Here is a 20,774-nt window from a genome sequence, read left to right as displayed (position 1 = left end):
TGGAGGTGCCACTTCTAGCGCTGGTAACAGACAATGCTGCAGAATGCCTACAGAAGAGATGGTTCGATAAATCAGGACGCTATGTCGCCTGATCTTCGTCTTCCGGTCGTGTCTTTAACAGATATGGTGGACTTCCTACGGCGGAGTCTCTCGATCATATCGTTGAAGTGTTTGATAACGCTGGGCATTGCTTTCCTCTACCTCATTAACGCGGTGCCGACGTTTACCGCCGACGCGCAAATCGTCGTAGATTCGAAAGCCGCTCCGGGAGACCCTGCCTCCGTGTCGACGATCGTGGAAAGCCAGATCGAAATCATAAAGTCCGAGACCATCGCTCGCGCCGTGATTGGGAAACTAGGTCTGGCAGAGGAGAATCCGGAATCTGCCCGGCGAGATGGCGTCGTGCGCGGCATGATCAAGTCGGTATCCGGCCTGCTCGGCTGGAGAAGACCAGCAACGGAATTTAACGCGACGCAACGTGCCCTGGAATCGTTCCAGCGCAAGCTTTCGGCCAAGCGCGTTGGCCTTACATACATTATCAAGATTACCTTCGAATCCACCGATCCTGGGCGCGCGGCGCAGATTTTGAACACTGTTACTGAAACATATATTGCGGCTCAATTGGACGCAAAATACAACTGGTCTTTGCGAAGTGAGAAATGGGTCAAGGATCGGACAAGCGAGTTAAGCAGCCGAGCGTCAGCTGCCCAAAACGCACTTGCGAATTATCGTAAGGGCAGGAACAGCGTCGCCGATTCCGCAGAGCCCGTCGATCCAGGAGCACCCCCATCGCAATTGACGACGAAAACACAAGGTGAGCTCCGCGAGCTCGAAGCGGCCGCGGAGTCTACCGCAAGGACTTATGATAATTTTCTTCGTGTGCTGCGCTACATGGAGGCGCAACAGCAATCCTCGCCAGCGTTAGAAGCGCGCGTGCTCGCTGAAGCGACCCCTCCCTTGCGGGCCAGTTCGCCGAAAGTCGGAATCGTGCTCGGAATATCGACCGTTGGGGGTGTGCTTCTTGGCGTCGCTATCGCGATGCTGCGCGATCTGTCGGCTCGAGGCTTCCGCACCGGCGGGCAGGTCTGGCGCGAGCTTCAAATGGCCTGCATCGCAGTTGTTCCAAGGGTCAAGTCCGGCGGCGTTTGGAGAAATTTGACCAAGGTTTTCTTTGGCCCTACCGAAAAGATGGCGACGAACTTGGCGAGCGTCGAGAGCCCGGCCGCTTCAATGCGAAATAGGCCCGCGTCCATTGCCATGCCATCGACAGATGGCGACCGCTTATCGAAGCGCGCTTTGTCCAATTCCGCGTCAAGATCGCGAAGCATCGTACGTGCCAAGAGTCCAATCTGGACCATTACAAATGCACCACAGTCCCGATTTGCCGAGTCGTTTCTTGAGATCAAGCTAGCCATAGATTCGATGAACCGTAACGGCAAGCGTAACCAGGCTATTGGAATTACCTCAACGCAACCCCGTGAGGGAAAGTCCACCGTTGCAGCGGCGCTGGCGTTACTCATAGCGCATACTGGGGCTCGAGTTGTTCTGGTAGACTGCAATTTGCGGAATCAATCACTCTCAGCCGAATTGGCTCCGGGCGCCGCATTTGGCATTTTGGATATCATGACAGGGACGGCTTCGGTGTCTGAAACGACGTGGATTGAATCAGTATCGCAATTGGCCTTTCTACCAGTTGGCAACAACTCTCGACCAATTTATGCGAGCAATCTTCTGGCATCGGACAAGCTCGCTAAATTGTTTCAGACTCTTCGCGAGGCCTACGAATACGTCATTGTCGATCTGCCAACCGTGGCGCCATTTGTGGATGCTCGCGCCATGGCGCGCTCGTTGGATTCCTTCATCCTTGTTGTCGAATGGGGGCGCACTGACATCGATGTCGCCGAGCGTTCGCTTAAAGTCTGTAGCGGCATAGACGAAATTGTGCTCGGGGTCATCTTGAACAAGGCAGACAGGAAATCGATGAAGAGGTACGAGCAACGATCTTGATGCATGCTGCGCAACCATAATGCGCGAGGTGCTTATTGCGAATAAGCGAGCACCAGCCTCTTACTCGATCACGGTCCGCGGATGCGGGCAGTGCAGGTTGGGAGCGCGTTAGGGAGCTTCACCTCCGCGAGAAGGCATTCCAGGGATCGGGCTAGTCGCCTCAATGATTGAATGATTATGTGCGTTGCACTGATACGAGGCCATGGACAGATCGGGACGGCGTTGGCCGGCTTCCTTTCCTTGTCGACGATCAACGTGTCTTGCTACGCTGTTGTACAGTGCCTGTTCGGCTCAGTGCACATTATGAGCGTTGCGGCCAAACCAATCGCATTGGTGGAGATCACTGCAGGTCTGACCTATCTTCTGCTTAAGCCTATCGACCCCTGTACCTTAGCATCTATCGTCGTTGCAGTATTTGCTTTCTCGGCTCTTTTCGCCGGATCGACATGGTTTCTGCTAACGACGGACTATGATCGCGAGAACATTTCGTTGGTATTCGCCCCCAACCCGCCGATCGAGGGGAGCTGCGAGTGAGGGTGGCTCTCGTATCGTTCCATTACGCGGAGTATGCGTCGCGCCTCGCCTTGGCGCTTGATAGATACCACGAGGTGTTGCTGATCCTGGACTCTTCCAATGCCCAGTATGATCTTTCCAAGTCTTTGCGGAATGCGCTGGTCAGACGCGGGAATGCTCTGTGGTTTGGACAGCAAAGACGTCGCAGTGCGCTGTTCCACGTGATCAGGCTGACGCATGAGATGCGACGATTTCGGCCCGACGTAATTCACGTTCAGGAGGTGGCGAGTCGCGTTCCAACGTGGGCGAACGACGTTCTGAGATATTCAATTCCGCTCGTCGTCACCGTGCACGATCCAGTCCCGCACAGCGGAGCTGATCGGCGCTGGGCCGAGAAGTCTGAGGGTTATCGGGCACGTTTGCGCACCCGCGCAGATCGTTTGATAGTACATGGTGAAAGAGTGCGAGAGGAATGGCGAGGGAGAGAGCCGGAGCTGACTTTTCGGCTTGCTTCAGTTCCACACGGTGTGCTTGGTGATGATCAAGGCTGGGTGGAAACGATTCCCGAGAAGCCGCCGGTGTTTTTGTTTTTTGGGCGAATCGAGGTCTACAAGGGCCTCGAATACGCATTGCAGGCTGCAGAATTGTTGGCTTTGAGAGGCTTACAATTTCGTTTGGTAGTTGCGGGGACGGGAACCGAACTAGATCGGCATCGCGCCAAAATCGACCAAATGCCTTGGGTCGAGTTGATGGATCGTCGTTTTCTCGCTGACGAAATTCCGCAGCTATTCCGCCGAGCGAGTGCCGTTGTGCTTCCGTATACGGATGCCACCCAGAGCGGGGTCGCCGCGATGGCCTTCGGGTTTGGGCGGCCCGTCATCGCAACCTGCGTCGGGGGGCTGCCTGACGTAGTCACGAATGAGCACAATGGTTTGTTGGTTGCGCCGAAAAGCGTGGGTGCACTGGCTGATGCAATGGGGCGTTTTATTCTGAGCGAGAAGCTGGATGAGAGACTGCGGCGTGGGGCAACGGAGCGTGCTCGCGGAGAATTGAGCTGGGAGGTCATCGCGCGAGAAACTTCAGCGGTCTACGAAGATGCTATACGATTTCATGGTTAGGCCAGGGCGATCACGCGGTGGCTTTGCCAAAGCTGACGCGACAGCACGATCGGCAGCACCTGCACCACGCGGCTTCGCCGATGCCAGAACGCTTCCAGCAAGTACCGCAGCGTCGCGTCGGATGAGCGCCGCGCTAACCTACGCCGCTCGTTGCTGCATAGGACTGCCGCTCGTTGCCAGGGCTCACCTTGCGAGCGTACATCCGCACCATATCCTTCACATTAAGGTAAATGTAGTATTTTTCCAGATCGAGCCGAATCGCGAGAGCCGCAAGCCGATCCTGGACTTTGCTATTTTTCGCCATGACGCCAACGTTGAACAACAGCCGAGCAAGCGACATTGTCCGTCCTACCAGCTGCGTTTTAACGATTTCGAACCCATGCTGCTGCAACAAGGCGGAAAGAGTCTCTTGAGTGTAAAAGAAAATGTGTCCGTCGCAGCTGAGACTGCGTTCTCGCCGCCCAAGAATCTTGAAGGTCCAGGAATCGTAAGTCGGCGTCTCGACTACAAAAATTCCGCCGGTCTTGAGAGCGCGATGCACTTGAACGACCGCGCGCGCTGGGTCATCCAAATGTTCGATCACATGCAGCATGATCGCCGCATCGATGGACTCGGGATTAAGCGAAGCGGTGTCCAACGTGCCGTGATGGACATCAAGTCCGAAAACGCGCCGGGCGTACGCCACAGCACGGCCGTCGGGCTCGATCCCTGAAACTGTCCAGCCGCGCGAACGCAAGTAATTCAAAAGCACTCCCGAGTAGATACCGATCTCGCAGAGCACGCCTTTTCGAGGCAGAAACTCCTCGAGGCGGCCTGCCATACGTCGATAATCCGGCATCTTGTCCGCGGTGTGTTTGACCGTATCGCTCTGATCCGTCAGGGTCGCCGGCGAGTTGTTGAGATATTCCGACAAATTGCTTCTTTTCAAAGGGAACGCGTACATCAACCCACAATTTACACATTTGACGATTTGATTGACCTGCGCTCTTCCGGCCTCAAAAACGATGCCGTATTCTAGCGATCCGCAATTGTTGCACTTGGCCACCGGTACAGCGTCGATGGTCTGTCGCGCTTTGGTTAGCATGGCAAGCGAGCTCCAAAGTAGATGTTGGATGCGCCGACGACATTTTCGAGCAAGGCGCCGTTAGGGTCAAATCGATGCAGGCCTGCGCTCGAGTTGCCGACTTTGCCATGATCCTGTGTGCGCCCGTGCGAAGTATAGTTGTACGCGGCCCCGCAGGATGAGTTGCCAAAACGACGTGTCGCGACAACGACCACCCACATTCCAAGGACAAACATCAAGCCCATAACTGCTGTTGGCCCATACGGCCTCGTATGTGGAGAGAACTAATCCAAAACTCGCGCTCCGTGCAGGCTCTTTGGGATTACCCACATCGGCTTCCCTGCTTCTCGCAGGGCGGACGTCGGCCGCGCTCGAGGCAATTGGCGGCCCCGAAGCTCCTCGTTCCTGACAAGACCAAGGTGGCGGTGATCAAGGCCTGCCACTTCGATCCTGTGGTCAATCGCTAGAGGTGGCGGCCCATTCCGACATGGCGGTTCTCCCGCGAAATGCCGTACCGCCGCGCCGTCGCTGCGACCTGGCGCGGCGCCTGTAAGCTCTCCAGTACGATCTTGAGCTTCTCGTCCTCGGACCAGCGTTGCCGCCGACTGATAGCAACCCTTGACGCAGCCAAGTGCTTTGCGGATTGCGCCTGGGGAGGAGGAGATCACGCGCTACGCGGCGCCTCCGTAACGTTTGCCAGCGTCGCTGGCGAGCTGCTTGGAGCGAGAACACAAGATATCATTTACGACGGTGAGCACATACATTGGTATTATCGGTCGAATTTCTTTCGCTTCTCCCAACAGCAGCGACACCGAATTCAGCAGCAACGGCAGGCACATGCCGTAGGTGCCACAGGTGGGCCGTGCGGTTCGCATTATCGCCATGTTAGCTTATTTTTTTCGCCATACTCACTGATTAACCAACCGGCTCAGCAGTCGGGGGGCCAATCCCACTGCATTGGAATGTGCTCGCAGCCAGAGCCTGCGATGCATTGGAATGTGCTCGCGGTCTGAGACTGCGGTGCATTGGAATCTGCTCGCAGCCAGAGATGCGAAGCATTGGAATCCGTTTGCGGCGCGATGCGCTGTGAGCGTGTGGTATGCCGCGCGCCTTCACGATGCGCGGTAGCGGAATTCCCTTGTCAAAGACAAACAACTCTGTAATTCGATGGAGGCCTGAATTGAATACGACCGGCACGATCACGAACTTTGCGCCTACGGCAACCGGCGAGGGTTCCGTTACAATTGGCGGCGACCGCTACTGGGTGGAGACGTCGGGCGAGAGCTATGCCCTGACCAATCCTGACCCACAAACCCTGCGGTTCGAACTTCAACCGGGTGATCATGCCTGGTTCGACTCCTCTGGATCTGTTGATCGCTCCCAAATTGACGGTTCCGCCGGTGGAAAGATTCCGGTCGGTACTCCTACCAACATAAACTATCAGTTTATGTTGGAACCCAATGGGCCCAATGGCTCATTTACAAACACGGCATCATGGTTTGTCACCGGAGAAATGCAAAGCACCGCGTACGGGGCATCGCCTCCATTCGCGATCGAGCTTCATGGCGACCATCTGGCGGTTGTCGCTCGCTATGTCCTGCCCGGTGGAAATCCCAGCAACGGGTCCAGCGATCTTAAAATGCTCACGCTCTGGACCGACCCCAATCCAATTCAAACCGGCCAGTATCATAATATTCAAATACAGACCAATGTGTCGAACAATAGCAGCGGGTATCTGCAGGTTTCGGTCGATGGTACTCAAGTTGTGAACTATCAAGGCCCCTTAGGATATGGGGCCCCCACCTATTGGATGTACGGACTCTATCGGTCGCCGACATCCGAGACTGTTGAGGCCAATTTTCGAAACTTGACGCTAACGACCGGGTCGGCAGCGACGGCACCCGACCCGACGACGCCAACCACGCCCACGACGCCAACGACCCCGCCAAACCTGGCGCCGACCGTGACGCAAGCGTCCGCTTCACCGGGGACGGGAATCGCAGATAACGGCGATACCATCACAATGACGCTCGGCTTCAGCGAGGCCGTGACCGTCACCGGCACGCCTACCCTGGCGCTCAACAATGGCGACACCGCCACTTATGTCGGTGGCTCGGGCACGAGCTCGCTCACCTTTAAAACGACCGTCGCACCGACTGACAAGGACACCTCGGCGGTCGCGATCACCGGAGTCAATCTTCCGAGCGGAGCCAGCATCAAGGATCTTTCCGGTCTTGCGGCGAACCTCTCGGGTGCGGTGAAGACGTTCACCGGTCTGCAGATCGATGCGACGCCGACCTCGCCAACGACGCCAACCAGCCCAACCACGCCAACGACGCCAACCACGCCAACCACCCCTACGTCATCCGTCACGAGGCCAGTCCTCACCGTCGCGGATAACACGCTCTCGGTGCGCGGCAGAGGCGGTACAGTCGACCTGGGAACCAACGTGACAACGACCGATCCCAACGATGTCGTGACCGTGAACATCACGGGCCTGTCGAGGTACGATACGATCACCGACAAGCTCGATGGTCAGACGTTCAGGGGAAATAACATCACCCTGACGGCTGCGCAGGTCGCCAGCGGACTGGAGCTGCACTCGTACTACCGTCGCGGGGGTCATCCTGAAGCTACGCTCACGCTGACCGCAAATGCGAAGGACCCGGTCACCGGCGCGGTGACGTCAGCCGCGCCGCAGACCATCACCGTGACGGATACGCGATCTGCGACTACGACGCCCACGACGTCGCTGCAGACTCCCACCGTGACGGATACGCCATCTGCGACTACGACGCCGACGACGTCGCCGCAGACCCCCACCGTGACGAATCCTCCGGCTTCGACCTCGACGGGTTCAGGCCTCCTGGGCCGGGACTCTGCGCGGCAGCAGGTGGACCCCGTCACCGGCACCGCGGCGCCGACCGCGCCGCAGCCGGTCACCGTGACGGATCGGCTTGCGACCGCCGCAGGCGCAGGGTTCCTGGCGAACCAGGGCTTTACGCTGCTGCAGCAGCAGATGGAGCCAGCCACCAGCACGCTGGCGACCACGACGCCGCAGGCGACCGTGACGGATTCTCAGGTCGCGACAGGTACGACCACGTCGTCCGTGGCAAGCCAGAGCTTCGCGCTGCTGAACCAGTATCTGGCCGGTAACCTCGGCCGGGCCGATTCCGGACAGATCGTGGCGGCCGTGTCGCAACCGGCCGGTCTTGGGCAGGAAGCTATCCTGGCCAGACCGCAACATTGATCAGCTACCGCACCCAGGCGCATCAGCACCTGGGTGCGGCACCATCAAAGTTTGGGAATGCGGAGAAGGAACATCAAACGCGGCCGGTAGCCGCGAAGGGTTGAGTTAAAACATTATGGCGATCCAGAATGGGAATGCCCACGCCGCAGACCACGGGCTTCGAGCCTTGGCTCTGTTTCTGCGCCTTCATGGCGTCCAAGCCGAGCCGGACCAGCTCCGCGAAAGCTGTGGAAGCAGTACAATAGGTATCCGCGCCCTGCTTCGTTGCGCGCGGCGGTTCGGAGTCGAGGTCCGTTCGCGAACAACGCATTGGACGCGACTTGCGAGTCTCCAGCTGCCTGGAATCGCATCGCTGCGTGATGGCGGATTTCTGCTTCTCGGCAAGGTCGACGACAACGGGGCACTCGTGCTGCATCCGACCGCGTCGCGCCCAGAGCTGATGACGCGCACGGAATTCGAGGAGATCTGGGACGGCCGTTTGATCCTCACTGGATCGCAAAACGTCGCCAATCGGGTTCTTCGTGCCGTTGCCGACGTGACTGTCCTCGGACGTGAGCTGGTTGGACACGCCAGCGAAACCTTGATGCACGTCCGCGATACCATGATGCGTGCCCGCGATACATTGATGGGTGCGCGCTTCGGCGAACGAAACAATACGGCGGCCCAGCCGGCCATATCCGACTCCGAGATTGTGAGCACCGAACCTGAGAGCGGCGACGAGTCCGGGCTCGTGGCGGTGGCGATTCTGTTGCGCTGCCATGGCATTGCCGCCGACCCGGGCCAGATCCGACATCGCATGGGCGCGGCGCGGGTCGGTGTTACCGAGATCCTGCGCGTTGCCAAGGAATTCGGGCTCAAGGCGCGGGCACAGAAGACAAGTTGGAGCAGACTTGCAGTTACTCCGCTGCCGGGAATCGCCCTGCTGCGCGACGGCGGCTTCCTGATCCTGGGCAAGGTCGTCGACGACAAGCTTCTGGTTCAGCGTCCATTGTCTCCCCAGCCCGAAGCAATGACGCGGGCCGAGCTCGAGGCGATCTGGGACGGCGACATCATCCTGATGGCGCGACGCGCGTCCCTGACCGATCTCTCCCGCCGGTTCGATATCGGCTGGTTTGTCGGCGCGGTCCACAAGTATCGCCGTCTTCTCGGCGAGGTTCTGGTCGCGTCGTTCTTCCTGCAGATCTTCGCCCTCATCTCACCGCTGTTTTTCCAGGTGGTCATCGACAAGGTGCTTGTGCATCGAAGCATGAGTACGCTCGACGTCCTGATCATAGGTCTTGTAGCGCTGACGGTGTTTGAGGCCGTTCTCGAAACGCTCCGGGTCTATCTGTTTGCGCACACCACGAACCGCATCGACGTCGAGCTCGGCGCCCGGCTGTTTCGTCACCTGATGGCGTTGCCGATCGCATATTTCCAGGCTCGCCGGGTCGGCGATTCGGTCGCACGCGTCCGCGAGCTGGAGAATATCCGTCAGTTCCTGACGAGCTCGGCGCTTACGCTCGTCATCGATCTGTTGTTCACCGTCGTCTTCCTTGTGGTGATGTTCTACTACTCGACGACGTTGACGCTGATCGTTCTGGCCTCATTCCCGTTCTACATCGGCATTTCCGTGGGCGCTGCGCCGTTGTTTCGCCGGCGCCTCGACGAGAAATTCAACCGGGGATCCGAGAACCAGGCGTTCCTGGTCGAGAGCGTCACCGGCGTTGAGACGCTGAAGGCCATGGCGGTCGAACCGCAGATGCAGCGCCGGTGGGAGGAGCAACTCGCCGGCTATGTGGCCGCGAGCTTCCGCGTGCTCAGCCTGAACAATACGGCGAGCCAGGCGGTCCAGATGATCAACAAGTTGGTCGTCGCAGCAACGCTTTACTTCGGCGCCAGACTTGTGATCGGTGGCGATCTCACCGTCGGCGAGCTCGTCGCGTTCAACATGCTGGCCGGACGCGTGAGCATGCCGGTGCTCCGTCTCGCCCAGATGTGGCAGGACTTCCATCAGGCCCGTCTGTCGATCGCTCGCCTCGGTGACATCCTCAACACCATGCCGGAGCCGAGCTTTAGTCCGGGCCGTGCCGCACTGCCGCCGATCCGCGGGCAGGTCACGTTCGAGCATGCGACGTTCCGCTATCGCATCGACGGTCCGGAGGTGCTCCACAACGTATCATTCACCGTCCAACCCGGCCAGATCATCGGCATCGTTGGCTCGTCGGGCTCGGGCAAGAGCACGATCACCAAGCTGGTCCAGCGTCTCTATGTGCCGGGGAGCGGACGGGTGCTGATCGACGGCGTCGATCTCGCGATGGTCGATCTGAGCTGGCTGCGGCGCCAGATCGGCGTCGTCCTGCAGGAGAACGTGCTGTTCAACCGTTCGATCCGCGAGAACATCGCGCTGGCCGACCCGGCCATGCCGATGGAGCGCGTTATCGAAGCGGCATCGCTCGCCGGCGCTCACGACTTCATCCTGGAACTGCCCGAGGGTTACGACACCATCGTCGGCGAACGCGGCAGCAGCCTGTCCGGCGGGCAACGCCAGCGTGTTGCGATTGCGCGCGCACTCATTACCGACCCGCGCATCCTCATCCTCGATGAAGCGACTAGCGCGCTCGACTACGAAAGCGAGCGTGCCATCCAGCAGAACATGAAGCGAATTGCTGCCGGGCGAACCGTGTTCGTGATCGCCCATCGGCTCTCGACCGTGCGCAATGCGAACCGGATCATCACCATCGAGCATGGCCGCATTGTCGAGGACGGCAGCCATGATGAGCTGATCCGCACGAACGGGCGTTACGCAAACCTCCACTATCTGCAGGCCGGTATCCATGACGTCCGCTAGCCGAAATATCGTCCCGTTTCCGAAAGCCCCGGTCCCGGCCCGCCGTCGCGAGCAGGAAATCGCGTTCCTGCCGGCAGCGCTCGAGATCACTGAAACGCCGCCGTCGCCGATTGGACGGGCGATCGGCGCGAGCATCATCGCGATCTTCTGCATCGCACTACTGTGGGCGTCGCTCGGCAGCGTCGATATCGTCGCCTCCGCAACCGGCAAGATCGTGCCGGGCGGGCGCACCAAGCTGATCCAGCCGTTCGAGACGGGTGTCGTCCGCGCCATCCACGTCCGCGACGGGCAGACCGTAAAAGCCGGCGACGTTCTTATCGAACTCGATCCGACGATGACGGAAGCCGACAACGAACGCCAGAAGAGCGATCTCATCGCGGCCGAGCTCGATGTGGCCCGACTGCGCGCCGGGCTTGCGGAGGATCCGCTTGCCGCGTTCCGGCCGCCGCAGAGCGCCAGCGCCGCGGAGGTCGAGATGCATCGCCAGTTCCTGATCAGCCAGCGCGCCGAGCAGAACGCCAAGCTCGCCGAGATCGAACGCCAACAGGGTCAGAAGGAGGCGGAACGGGCAACCACTTCGGCGAGCGTCGCGAAGCTGCAGGCGACGATACCGGTGCTGCAGGAGCGCGTGGACATCCGCAAGAATCTGGTCGACAAGGCGCTGGCTTCAAAGGTCCTCTACCTCTCCGAATATCAGGAACTAGTCGGCCTTCAGCAGGACCTCGTCCTGCAACACAGCCGGCTACGCGAAGCCGATGCAGCCTTTGCATTGCTGAAGGAAACCAGGGAAAGGACCGCCGCGGAGTATCGGCGCCTGACCTATGACGCTCTAGCCAAAGCGGAACAGAAGGCTGCGAGCGCCGCGCAGGAGGTGATCAAGGCAGAGCGGCGCACGAAACTCCAGCGTTTGAGCGCGCCCGTCGATGGCGTCGTGCAGCAGCTCGCCGTTCATACCGTCGGAGGCGTGGTGACGCCCGCTCAGGCGCTCGCCGTGCTGGTTCCGAGCGAAAGCCAGCTCGAGATCGAGGCCATGCTTTCCAACCGCGACATCGGATTCGTGCATCCGGGACAAAAAGCGGAGATCAAGGTCGATACGTTCAACTTCACGCGCTATGGGCTTCTTCATGGTGAAGTGCTCAGCGTTTCCTCCGACGCTATCACCCGCGACAGGCAACAGGGCGCTTCGAATGACCGGGCTATGGGCGCGGCGACGAGCAGCAGCGAGCCGAAAGGTCAGGAGCTGGAGTATGCCGCTCGCGTTTCGCTCGACCGCGCAGCCATGCAGGTAGATGAGAAGCTCGTCAAGCTTGGGCCGGGAATGGCCGTGACGGTCGAAATCAAGACGGGCTCGCGAACCATCATCAGCTACCTCCTCTCGCCGCTGGCACGATACAAGCAGGAGTCCTTGCGGGAGCGGTAGACGAAGCTCAACGCCAGCGACGAGCATTGCAGTCAACCGGAGACGGACCGTGGCGAGTGAGTTGGTGTGCGCGGGATACGCCATCCCACCACGGCCGTGCCAGATGTCGGGACTTACGATCGGGATCAAGCGAGACCACAAGTCGTATCGCGGGATCGGCATCGTCTGATCCGGCTTGCCCTCAGCCAGCCGACTGCTGGACGGCGTTTGACTCGAGCGGTCAAATCCGGATTATTTTGCCAACGCCTCGAATCGCAAGTCATGGACTTTTGCACGGCATGCATCGGACCGGTCTCACGGCGGTACTCCGTCGGCTATTTGCCGGACGAGCTATCAGCCCCCGTTGTTAGGGTCATATTTCGAAATTTAGCGGCAACAGTCTCGGATGTCGGCGACCGATAGAGTCCGTACATCCAATAGGTGGGGGCCCCATATCCTAAGGGGCCTTGATAGCTCACAACTCGAGTACCATTGACCGAAACCTGCAGATACCCGCTGCTATTGTTCGACACATTGGTCTGTATTTGAATATTATGATACTGGCCGGTTTGAATTGGATTGGGGTCGGTCCAAAGCGTGAGCATTTTAAGATCGCTGGACCCGTTGCTGGGATTCCCACCGGGCCGGACATAGCGAGCGACAACCTGCAGATGGTCGCCCTTAAGCTCGATCGCGAATGGAGGCGATGCCCCGTACGCGGTGCTTTGCATTTCTCCGGTGACAAACCATCGTGCCGTGTTTGTAAATGAGCCATTGGGCCCATTGGGCTCCAACATAAACTGATAGTTTATGTTGACAGGAGTACCGACCGGCATGTGTCCACCGGCGGAACCGTCGATTTGGGAGCGATCACAGGCTGCTCCGTTTGCGTAATCGTACGAGGCTTTATCACCCGCTTGAATTTCGAACCGCAGAGTTTGTGGGTCAGGATTGGTCAGGCTATAGCTCTTGCCCGCCGTCTCCACCCAGTAACGGTCGCCGCCAATATCAACCAGCCCGGCGCCGTCCGCTGTAGGCGAAAACGACATGACCGACGGGACCACTGTTCGATTTACAGATCGCGATGCTGCCCTCGTATTGTATGCCATATCCGGGCCAGCAAAGCTGCGAGTACCGCCGGCTAAGCGTGCATCCAAAAAATTCCAGGAACCACCTGCATCCACTGTCGTTGTAGCGCTCCTTAATCCATCATAGATATTCACTATGCTGGCAGCCACGGCAACGATGAACGCAAAGCCTGGTACGATTATCATTTGTATTCCTCATTCGCGCGACCGCCGGAGCCGACATTCAAATTGTATCTCGGCGCGGGAAGATCGAGTTTCGAGAAAAAGTCGAGTTTCTCGGAGTGATGTTGCTTCGAATGGATGATGAAGCAGTCGCACTTCCGGGTTTGGCATTCGCGAATGACCGGCGCCATTTGAGTATTTCCGGGCGACGAAAATGGCTATTTTTATCATCTATCCTCCATGAGCCACCTGAGGAGGTCTCCGGTAGACTGCCCTAGAAACTTGGCTTCCAGATTTTCGATCTGTTCGCTCGCCCGGGGCCCGCAACAATTCAACGCATGGATCACCGTGCAGTAGTGGACGCCGGACCGCATTCTCGACTAACCATGCCCCGAGACGATGAGACCATCGGCAGTGAACAGCAAACGTCCTTACGGGTCTCGGCGAAGGCCCTAGTCTGTTGCGCCGCATCCGAACTCATACCGGAAAAGCATAGTCTTAGAACCGGTCCCCGGCTTGGACCCTTTCGGGTTACGACGGAAGGAGTAGGTCAGACCTGCCGGTTGGGGAATGGTATCGACGGCCTTACAGTGATTTCCTAAAGGACATGTATGACTCCCACGTTGTCAAACAAAGAGAAGGCTTGTGAAAGCGAAACGAAATCCAATGAGCCGGATCGTCCGCATCAAGCTGTCAATTTTGCCAGCGGGCCCAGGCGTTAAGTGGGTCGATCATATCGATGGATGGTTCGCGCGCCGTGATACAAATCGATCGCTTCGCGTAGCCGGTGGGGGCGCTTTCAGCGATTAGCCGTCAAACCGGATGATATCTATGAATGCGCTGCTGCATTGGGTCGCCCATTGCTACAGATTTGAGACGGCGTCCAGAAATGAGAAGCGGTTTACATCGGACGCGGTTAGACATTGAACTTTGCGCTGAACGCCTTGTTGCGACTTCGACTGAATCAGTCCACGCGGGAGAGCGTTGAAATGCGTATATTGCACCTTACCGACCATCTAGGCCCGGGAGGGAAAGAACGACAAATCGTCGAACTGTTGAGGGGGCTTTGCGCTCACCGTGACATAAAGTCATTCGTCGCGGTTACGGACGAGGAGGAGGTTCGTTACGAAATTGACCGTGACCACGCGCAGGTCATCCAGCTCGTTCGGAGAGGTAAACGAGATTTGCGCCTTTTCAAGAGTTTGTACGAGCTGGTCTCCAAACTGAAAATAGATGTCGTTCACTCTTGGAGCTTGATGTGCTCCATTTATGCAGCCCCGGTTGCAAGACTGTGCGGCACAGGCTTCGTTAATGGCTTTGTGCGAGACGCGCCGCCGCATATGGCGCTGTGGAACAAACAGTACTTCGGGGGCAAGCTGACTATCCCATTTTCAGACATTGTTGTCGCCAATTCGCGCGCGGGCCTAGCTGCTTACCGTATTCCCGAGCGCAAAGGTCTATGTATCTACAATGGGTTCAATCCTGAGAGAGCCTCTAACTTGACGGATGAGGCAGAGCTTCGCAGCATTCTGGGAGTCACGACACCCCACATCGTCGGGATGGTTGCGAACTTCACGCCCAGAAAAGATTACGCAACCTTTGTCGAAATGGCATGCCGCATTTGCCGTTTTAGGCACGATGTTACGTTTCTGGCTGTCGGCGCCGGCGAAACGTTGCAGCGAGTGCGCGATAGCGTCCCACCAGAACATTCGCAGCGCATAAAGTTTCTGGGTCAGCGGAAAGATGTAGAAAGTATCGCTAATCTCTTCACTGTGGGAGTTCTCGTTACCAACAGCCGCCTACACGGTGAGGGTATTTCCAACGCAATCACCGAATGCATGGCGTTGGGTAAGCCAATCGTAGCAACAAACGAAGGGGGCACTCCTGAATTGGTCCTGGAAGGACAGACGGGATTTCTTGTGCCGAGTTACGACGCCAGAGTTTTGACCGATCGTGTGCTTAAACTCCTCAATAACGCTGAGCTTGCTAATCAATTAGGTATGGAAGGGCGCCGGCGTATCGAAGCAGCATTCTCGCTCGACACGATGACTAACGCGTATCTCTGCCTTTATCGGCAGGTGGCGGATAGGAGGGCGCGCTCGATTCGAGTGAAGGAGCTCTGACGAGAGCTGCAAATGCTGGCATGGAAGTCGGAGCGGAATATGAAATGATGGCGGCGACGACCAGCAGAAGGGCTGGCGCACTTGAGATGCATCGTTCAGTTGAGATGCGAGGCCGGCGCCCAGCTCGCTTACTCACAGGCTCGACTAGCCGGTGAACACCTCCGCCGCACTCATCGCCGCCAGACGGTCACGGTCGTCATGGCGGCTCCTGCCGCGGAACCGGCCGGCCGCGTGATCTCGACCCGGCCCCTCCTGTCATCCATTCGACGCACACTCAAAGAGATGCCCGATGACAAATAGCCCGCCCGGAACTAATTGCTTCTCCCAAAACCGCACCCGTCGGCCAATTCCGAGGTGGGGGTGACGCTCGGCGCACGTCAAACGGATCGCTGCCCTCACCGTCGAGGGACCGTTCTCCGTACTCGCCGCTCAGATTTCGCGGCGCTTCACCGAGCTGCATCGTTCCTGACCTGCGTCGAAACTGGAAGGATATTCCAACTATGGAAGCAAGCCGGACCACAAGGGATGCTCCCTATTATTCCTTCCTGAAAGGAGCGCCGCTCAACGCTTCGTCAATCGCCTACGCGAAATTCATAAGTTTCGTCGCAGGCATCGTGATCGCGCGAATGATCGGGGCAACTCAGTATGGTATGTTCAACGTTGCGCGTAGTGTTCTGGAAAGCTGTAGCGTTGTTAGTCCGCTCGGACTGGATCTGGCGCTGCAACGCCATTTGGGATCCGCACCGGAACGGCTTTCTGTTCGACTGAGACAGCTGACGTTCTTCCGGCTCCTCACATTCGGCCTTGCAATGATTCCCCCGGCGCTGGCGGCAGCCGGACTGGGCAGCTATGTCGAGCAGTCGATCTACCGCTATCCAGATTTCGCGAATGTCCTTCTCGTGACGCTCATAGCGCTCCCTTTTGCAACGGATATCGCGGTGTTGGGCGGGGTCTATCGGGGAGTGTTGAATCCCGCACCTTTCATGCTGGCGAACTACGTGGTGCAGCCCACCATCCGCCTTATAATCATGGGCTTGCTGCTTGTGCTTGGATTTCGGTTGTGGGCGATCGTCGTCGCGACATGCGCCTCTTACATTATTTCCTGGGCGGTGCTGGCCTTGGTGGCGCGCAAGGACCTGGCTGGTAGCGGCCCCCCTCAGCGAAGGGATTGGGCCGACGTCGGATCGGTTTTTCTATATTCCCCGAGCTTGTGCGCTTCGGTGGTCTTCGTGGTCTGGATCCGGAGCGCCGACTCGCTCTTTCTTGGCTATTTTGGGAGCGCGAGGGACGTCGGCCAATATGCGGCCATCCTGATGATTGCGCAGCTGATCGGTCTCATTGGGGAGGCTCTGGGGCAAACCCTAGGTCCTCGCGTCGCGCTGTGCTATCGGAACAACAATCTTGCCGCAATGGAAGATATTCTGGCCGAGAACATTCGTCGAATGACACTGGTTTCGGCGCCCATATTTGCCGCCATTCTTTTTTGGGGCGATCGCATAGATCTGGTGCTCGGGCCTTCCTTCGCGGTCGATGCGAGCGTAGTTGCGCTCGTCGCCGCAAGAATATTCCTGCAGACCATATTCGGCTACAGCGGATTTGCACTTTCCATGACTGGATGGCACGTCCGGGAGACCATTCTTCTGGGCTGCGGATTCTTGCTATCGGTGATTGCTTGCGGGGTGCTGGTGCCGATCTTTGGACAATTTGGCGCTGCACTGGCGAGCTTCGCTTCAATGGCAACGATAAGTCTCGTCCGCTTCGCCGTCGTGATCAGCATGTTTCGTATTCGGATTGTCGGAATGCCTGTCGCGACTGCGACTGCGGTAGCAGTTACAACCGCAGGCATAGTGTGGCTTTTATTGAAGCCGATTGATGACCGGACCTTGTTGTTCACGGTATTTGAAGCGGCCGTGTTTCTCGCGCTTTTTGCTGGCGCGGCATGGCTTTTTCTCTTTACCGATCGAGACCGTGAGATTATTTCGACTCTCTTCAGTCCACTTCGTCGATCGATCGGGAGAGGAGCATGAGAGTTGCAAAGCTCCAGCTCGAGCTGATCCAGCACGGCTCCGCGATGGTGGTGCCGGCGTCGGCGATGCGACGCGGCGATGCAGGAGGCGGTTGTCGCGGCGCTGGTTGATGGACAGCGGCGATGTCCCCGTACCTTGGCATCTACCATCTTTGCAGTATTCGTGACCGCGTATCGCATTGATGATTTAGGTTCGCTGACGCACCCTCGGCTATCAGACGCGCAAACGCGACTTCCAGTACATCCCCAACGTCACCAGAAGATCGCGAGCACGAAGCACGTTTACTCGGCTCCTTTCTCCGGATCGACATGGTTTCTGCTCCCGCCTAAGCCAGCGCGGCAGTCATGTCCTGTACGAAATCACTGTGAGGGCGTCTATACCACTCCGCGACCGGCTGGTCTGGACTCCTCCCATGATCGAGAATGGGTAATCCGAAAGGGTCGAGCCGCGGACCGGTTCAAAGACTATGCTCATGGGCTATGAGTTTGGAACCATGCGGCCCTCAGCGAGCGAACTGAGATCGAAACTCTGACAGCCACGTTTCTAGAGCAGCAGTTTACCGGATCTCCTCAGATGGTCGTGCTCAATCCGCTCATGGAGGATAGATGAAAATCGCCATTCTCGTTGGGACTCGCCCGGAAATCATCAAGATGGCGCCGGTCATTCGCGAATGCCAGACGCGAAAGCTCAACCACTTCATCATCCATTCGAAGCAACATTACTCCGAGAAACTCGATGCCATCTTTTTCTCGGAACTCGATCTTCCCGCCCCGAAATACAATTTGAATGTCGGCTCCGGCGGTCACGCTAACCAAACTGGCCGCATATTGATCGAGCTTGAGCCGATCTTAGTGTCGGAGAACCCTGACGTATTGCTCGTTCAGGGAGATACAAACACAGTGGTGGCCGGCGCACTCGCGGCGCACAAGCTCCATATCAAGGTCGGACACATCGAGGCGGGGTTGCGCTCATTTGACCAAACGATGCCCGAAGAAAGCAACCGAATCATCGCCGATCATATTTCGGACTATTTGTTTGCGGTCACCGAGCTGCAGGTCGATCACCTCACAAAAGAAGGTCTGCCAGAGTCAAAGATCTTCAAGGTCGGTAACACGATCGTCGACGCTTTACTTTCCCACCGAATTAAAGCGGAGAAAAGCAGCCAGATTCTATCTGAACTGAGATTGCAGAAAAAGAAATACTACCTTCTCACGTCCCACCGGGCCGCGAACGTCGATGATCCGGACGCGCTGAAGGAACTCATTCAACTAATCACGAAGATCCCTGGCAACGTATGCTGGCCGATCCACTATCGCACACAGAAGGTTCTTAAGGAAAGCAAGATAGATTTGCCTGCAAATCTGACTTGGACAGAGCCCGTCGGCTATTCAGATTTCGTGAACTTGCTTTCGAATTGCACGGCCGTCATTACGGACTCTGGCGGTGTGCAGGAAGAAGCTTGTATCCTCGGCGTACCTTGCGTAACGATACGCGATAGCACCGAACGGCCCGAAACCGTCGATCTCGGGGCGAATGTGTTGGTCCACCGGAACGCGGACGCGATGGTCGCGGCTCTCAAGCGCCCTATCAAACCTTGGACCAATCCCTTTGGTGATGGCCGCACCGCCGAGAGAATTCTCGACGTCATTATGGGCAAACATGTGAAGCCGGTTCTGCAAACGCACGATACCGTTTGCGTTGTAGGCCTTGGTTACATGGGGCTTCCGACGTCCCTGTTATTTGCTAACGCGGGCCTAAAGGTCACAGGCGTTGATCTCAGCGAGAAGAAAGTGACTGAGATCAACAGCGGCCGCTGCTCGTTTGAAGAGAAAGGTATTGCGGAATTGTTAACGGACGCTTTGAAGACTGGGAACTTCAAAGCTCATACGAAGCCTGGGCCGGCGGACGTTTTCGTTGTGGCCGTACCGACTCCACACAAAAACAAGAAGTGCGATTTGTCCTTCGTCCTTTCCGCTGTGAACAGCCTGCTTTCTGTCATGAAAGATGGAAATCTCCTCATCATCGAATCGACAATCAAACCGAAAACTTGTGAAGACATCGTACTTCCCATTCTGCAATCGAAACATTTGAAAGTCGAAGTCGCGCATTGCCCGGAGCGCGCAATTCCCGGCAACACGTTACATGAGATCGTGCACAACGACCGCATCATTGGCGCCACATCGCCGGAAGCAGCACAAAGAGCAGCGCGTCTCTATTCGAGCTTCACGAAGGGCGCGATTCACCGGACGACTCTCGTGACCGCTGAGTGCGTAAAGCTCATGGAAAACACGTTCCGCGACGTCAACATTGCGCTCGCGAACGAATTCTCGCTGATTGCCGATAAATTCAGGTTCGACATCTCGGCTGCGATCAAGCTTGCGAACAAGCATCCGCGCGTCAACATTCTGCAGCCGGGAATCGGAGTCGGAGGTCATTGCATCGCCATCGATCCGTGGTTTTTGACCGAAGACGTCGGCGACGGCCCGAATCTCATTAGAACGGCGCGCGAACTGAACGACGGGATGCCGAAGCGCACCGCCGAGCGAATTCAAAACAAGATCGCCCCGTCCACCAAGAAGATTGGAATTTTGGGAGTGAGTTATAAGCCGGACGTCGACGATGCTCGCGAAACTCCGGCTTTGGAGGTCGCAAGGCTTCTCTCGAGAAGATACGAAATCCGCTGCCACGATCCCTTCGTGAAGAATTGGGACCTCGAGCTCTTTCCCATCGAAGAAGTCGATGGCTGGGCGGACGTGTTGGTTATTCTCTCGAATCATAAGTTCTACACGCCCAGGAAGTTCGTATCCCCGCTGCTTTCGTTTGAAAAGTTGATCAACGCCGACGCCGAGGTGACCCAAAGCCGGACGGTGGCTATTCGGGCTAGGAGAACCCGTATCGGAGCTCAATCGCGGCGCACAAATGATGGACGATCTCGCTCGCAGCCAGGCGTTCGACAAGTTTCATAGGCAATCTGCGTCGTCGCTCAATGTCGTGGCGGTCGCGCCCACTGGCGAAGGAGGACGAGGCGGGATCGATCGCATGATGGATGCCATCCGGCACGAGCTTCGCGAGCATCCGCGCGTTGATCTTCAGTTTCTGATTAGTCGGGCAGCGAATGTATACCTGTCACCGGTCAAATCCTGAGGTCGCGGCGGAAGCTGCCGCCGACGGAGAGATTCGGGTTTGAAAGTTCGGGA

11 protein-coding genes and 1 pseudogene are annotated in these 20,774 nt (G+C 57.6%); 8 read left to right on the top strand and 4 right to left on the bottom strand.

What is annotated here, in order from left to right; genetic code table 11:
* Positions 1-33: 33 nt before the first annotated feature.
* Both V1279_RS09700 and V1279_RS09695 read left to right on the top strand, forming a co-directional pair.
* Positions 34-2,007, top strand: coding sequence for a Wzz/FepE/Etk N-terminal domain-containing protein (locus tag V1279_RS09700; protein WP_334434720.1), 1,974 nt, complete (start codon positions 34-36; stop codon positions 2,005-2,007).
* A gap of 530 nt (positions 2,008-2,537) precedes the next feature.
* Positions 2,538-3,638, top strand: coding sequence for a glycosyltransferase family 4 protein (locus V1279_RS09695; RefSeq protein ID WP_334434718.1), 1,101 nt, complete (start codon positions 2,538-2,540; stop codon positions 3,636-3,638).
* A gap of 133 nt (positions 3,639-3,771) precedes the next feature.
* Here the strand turns inward: V1279_RS09695 and V1279_RS09690 are convergent, their stop codons facing one another.
* Both V1279_RS09690 and V1279_RS37795 read right to left on the bottom strand, forming a co-directional pair.
* Positions 3,772-4,722 (bottom strand): class I SAM-dependent methyltransferase, encoded by a 951-nt coding sequence (locus V1279_RS09690; protein WP_334434717.1) that lies wholly within the window; start codon positions 4,720-4,722, stop codon positions 3,772-3,774.
* A 478-nt stretch (positions 4,723-5,200) separates the two neighbouring features.
* Positions 5,201-5,332 (bottom strand): annotated as a pseudogene (locus V1279_RS37795) (transposase); the annotation flags it as partial.
* 549 nt (positions 5,333-5,881) lie between these two features.
* On the opposite strand from V1279_RS37795, the gene V1279_RS09675 reads away from it, so the two are divergent.
* From V1279_RS09675 to V1279_RS09665, 3 genes are all read left to right on the top strand, one after another.
* Positions 5,882-7,951: a heparin lyase I family protein gene (locus V1279_RS09675; protein ID WP_334434716.1), complete on the top strand. Its 2,070-nt coding sequence runs from the start codon at positions 5,882-5,884 to the stop codon at positions 7,949-7,951.
* 115 nt (positions 7,952-8,066) lie between these two features.
* Positions 8,067-10,778: a type I secretion system permease/ATPase gene (locus V1279_RS09670; protein ID WP_334434715.1), complete on the top strand. Its 2,712-nt coding sequence runs from the start codon at positions 8,067-8,069 to the stop codon at positions 10,776-10,778.
* Positions 10,765-12,198, top strand: coding sequence for an HlyD family type I secretion periplasmic adaptor subunit (locus V1279_RS09665; RefSeq protein ID WP_334434710.1), 1,434 nt, complete (start codon positions 10,765-10,767; stop codon positions 12,196-12,198). The genes V1279_RS09670 and V1279_RS09665 overlap by 14 nt, the downstream gene beginning before the upstream one ends.
* Positions 12,199-12,512: 314 nt before the next feature.
* Here V1279_RS09665 and V1279_RS09660 read toward each other — a convergent pair whose 3' ends face one another.
* Both V1279_RS09660 and V1279_RS09655 read right to left on the bottom strand, forming a co-directional pair.
* Positions 12,513-13,451, bottom strand: coding sequence for a heparin lyase I family protein (locus tag V1279_RS09660; RefSeq protein WP_334434708.1), 939 nt, complete (start codon positions 13,449-13,451; stop codon positions 12,513-12,515).
* A complete protein-coding gene (locus tag V1279_RS09655) occupies positions 13,448-13,618 on the bottom strand; it encodes a hypothetical protein (RefSeq protein ID WP_334434706.1) in 171 nt (56 codons plus the stop codon). The genes V1279_RS09660 and V1279_RS09655 overlap by 4 nt, the downstream gene beginning before the upstream one ends.
* A gap of 798 nt (positions 13,619-14,416) precedes the next feature.
* Between V1279_RS09655 and V1279_RS09650 the strand changes: the two genes are divergently transcribed.
* The 3 genes from V1279_RS09650 (at position 14,417) to wecB (ending at position 20,543) form a co-directional block, all read left to right on the top strand.
* A complete protein-coding gene (locus V1279_RS09650; protein WP_334434704.1) occupies positions 14,417-15,550 on the top strand; it encodes a glycosyltransferase in 1,134 nt (377 codons plus the stop codon).
* Between the two features lie 500 nt (positions 15,551-16,050).
* Positions 16,051-17,577 (top strand): lipopolysaccharide biosynthesis protein, encoded by a 1,527-nt coding sequence (locus V1279_RS09645; protein ID WP_334434702.1) that lies wholly within the window; start codon positions 16,051-16,053, stop codon positions 17,575-17,577.
* Between the two features lie 605 nt (positions 17,578-18,182).
* Positions 18,183-20,543, top strand: coding sequence for a non-hydrolyzing UDP-N-acetylglucosamine 2-epimerase (wecB, locus tag V1279_RS09640; protein ID WP_334434700.1), 2,361 nt, complete (start codon positions 18,183-18,185; stop codon positions 20,541-20,543).
* Positions 20,544-20,774 lie beyond the last annotated feature (231 nt).

It is taken from the genome of Bradyrhizobium sp. AZCC 1610 (assembly GCF_036924515.1).
Lineage (GTDB): Bacteria > Pseudomonadota > Alphaproteobacteria > Rhizobiales > Xanthobacteraceae > Bradyrhizobium.
The sequence above is the reverse complement of the archived record's forward strand: the minus strand, read 5'-3'. Positions and strand labels throughout refer to the sequence as shown.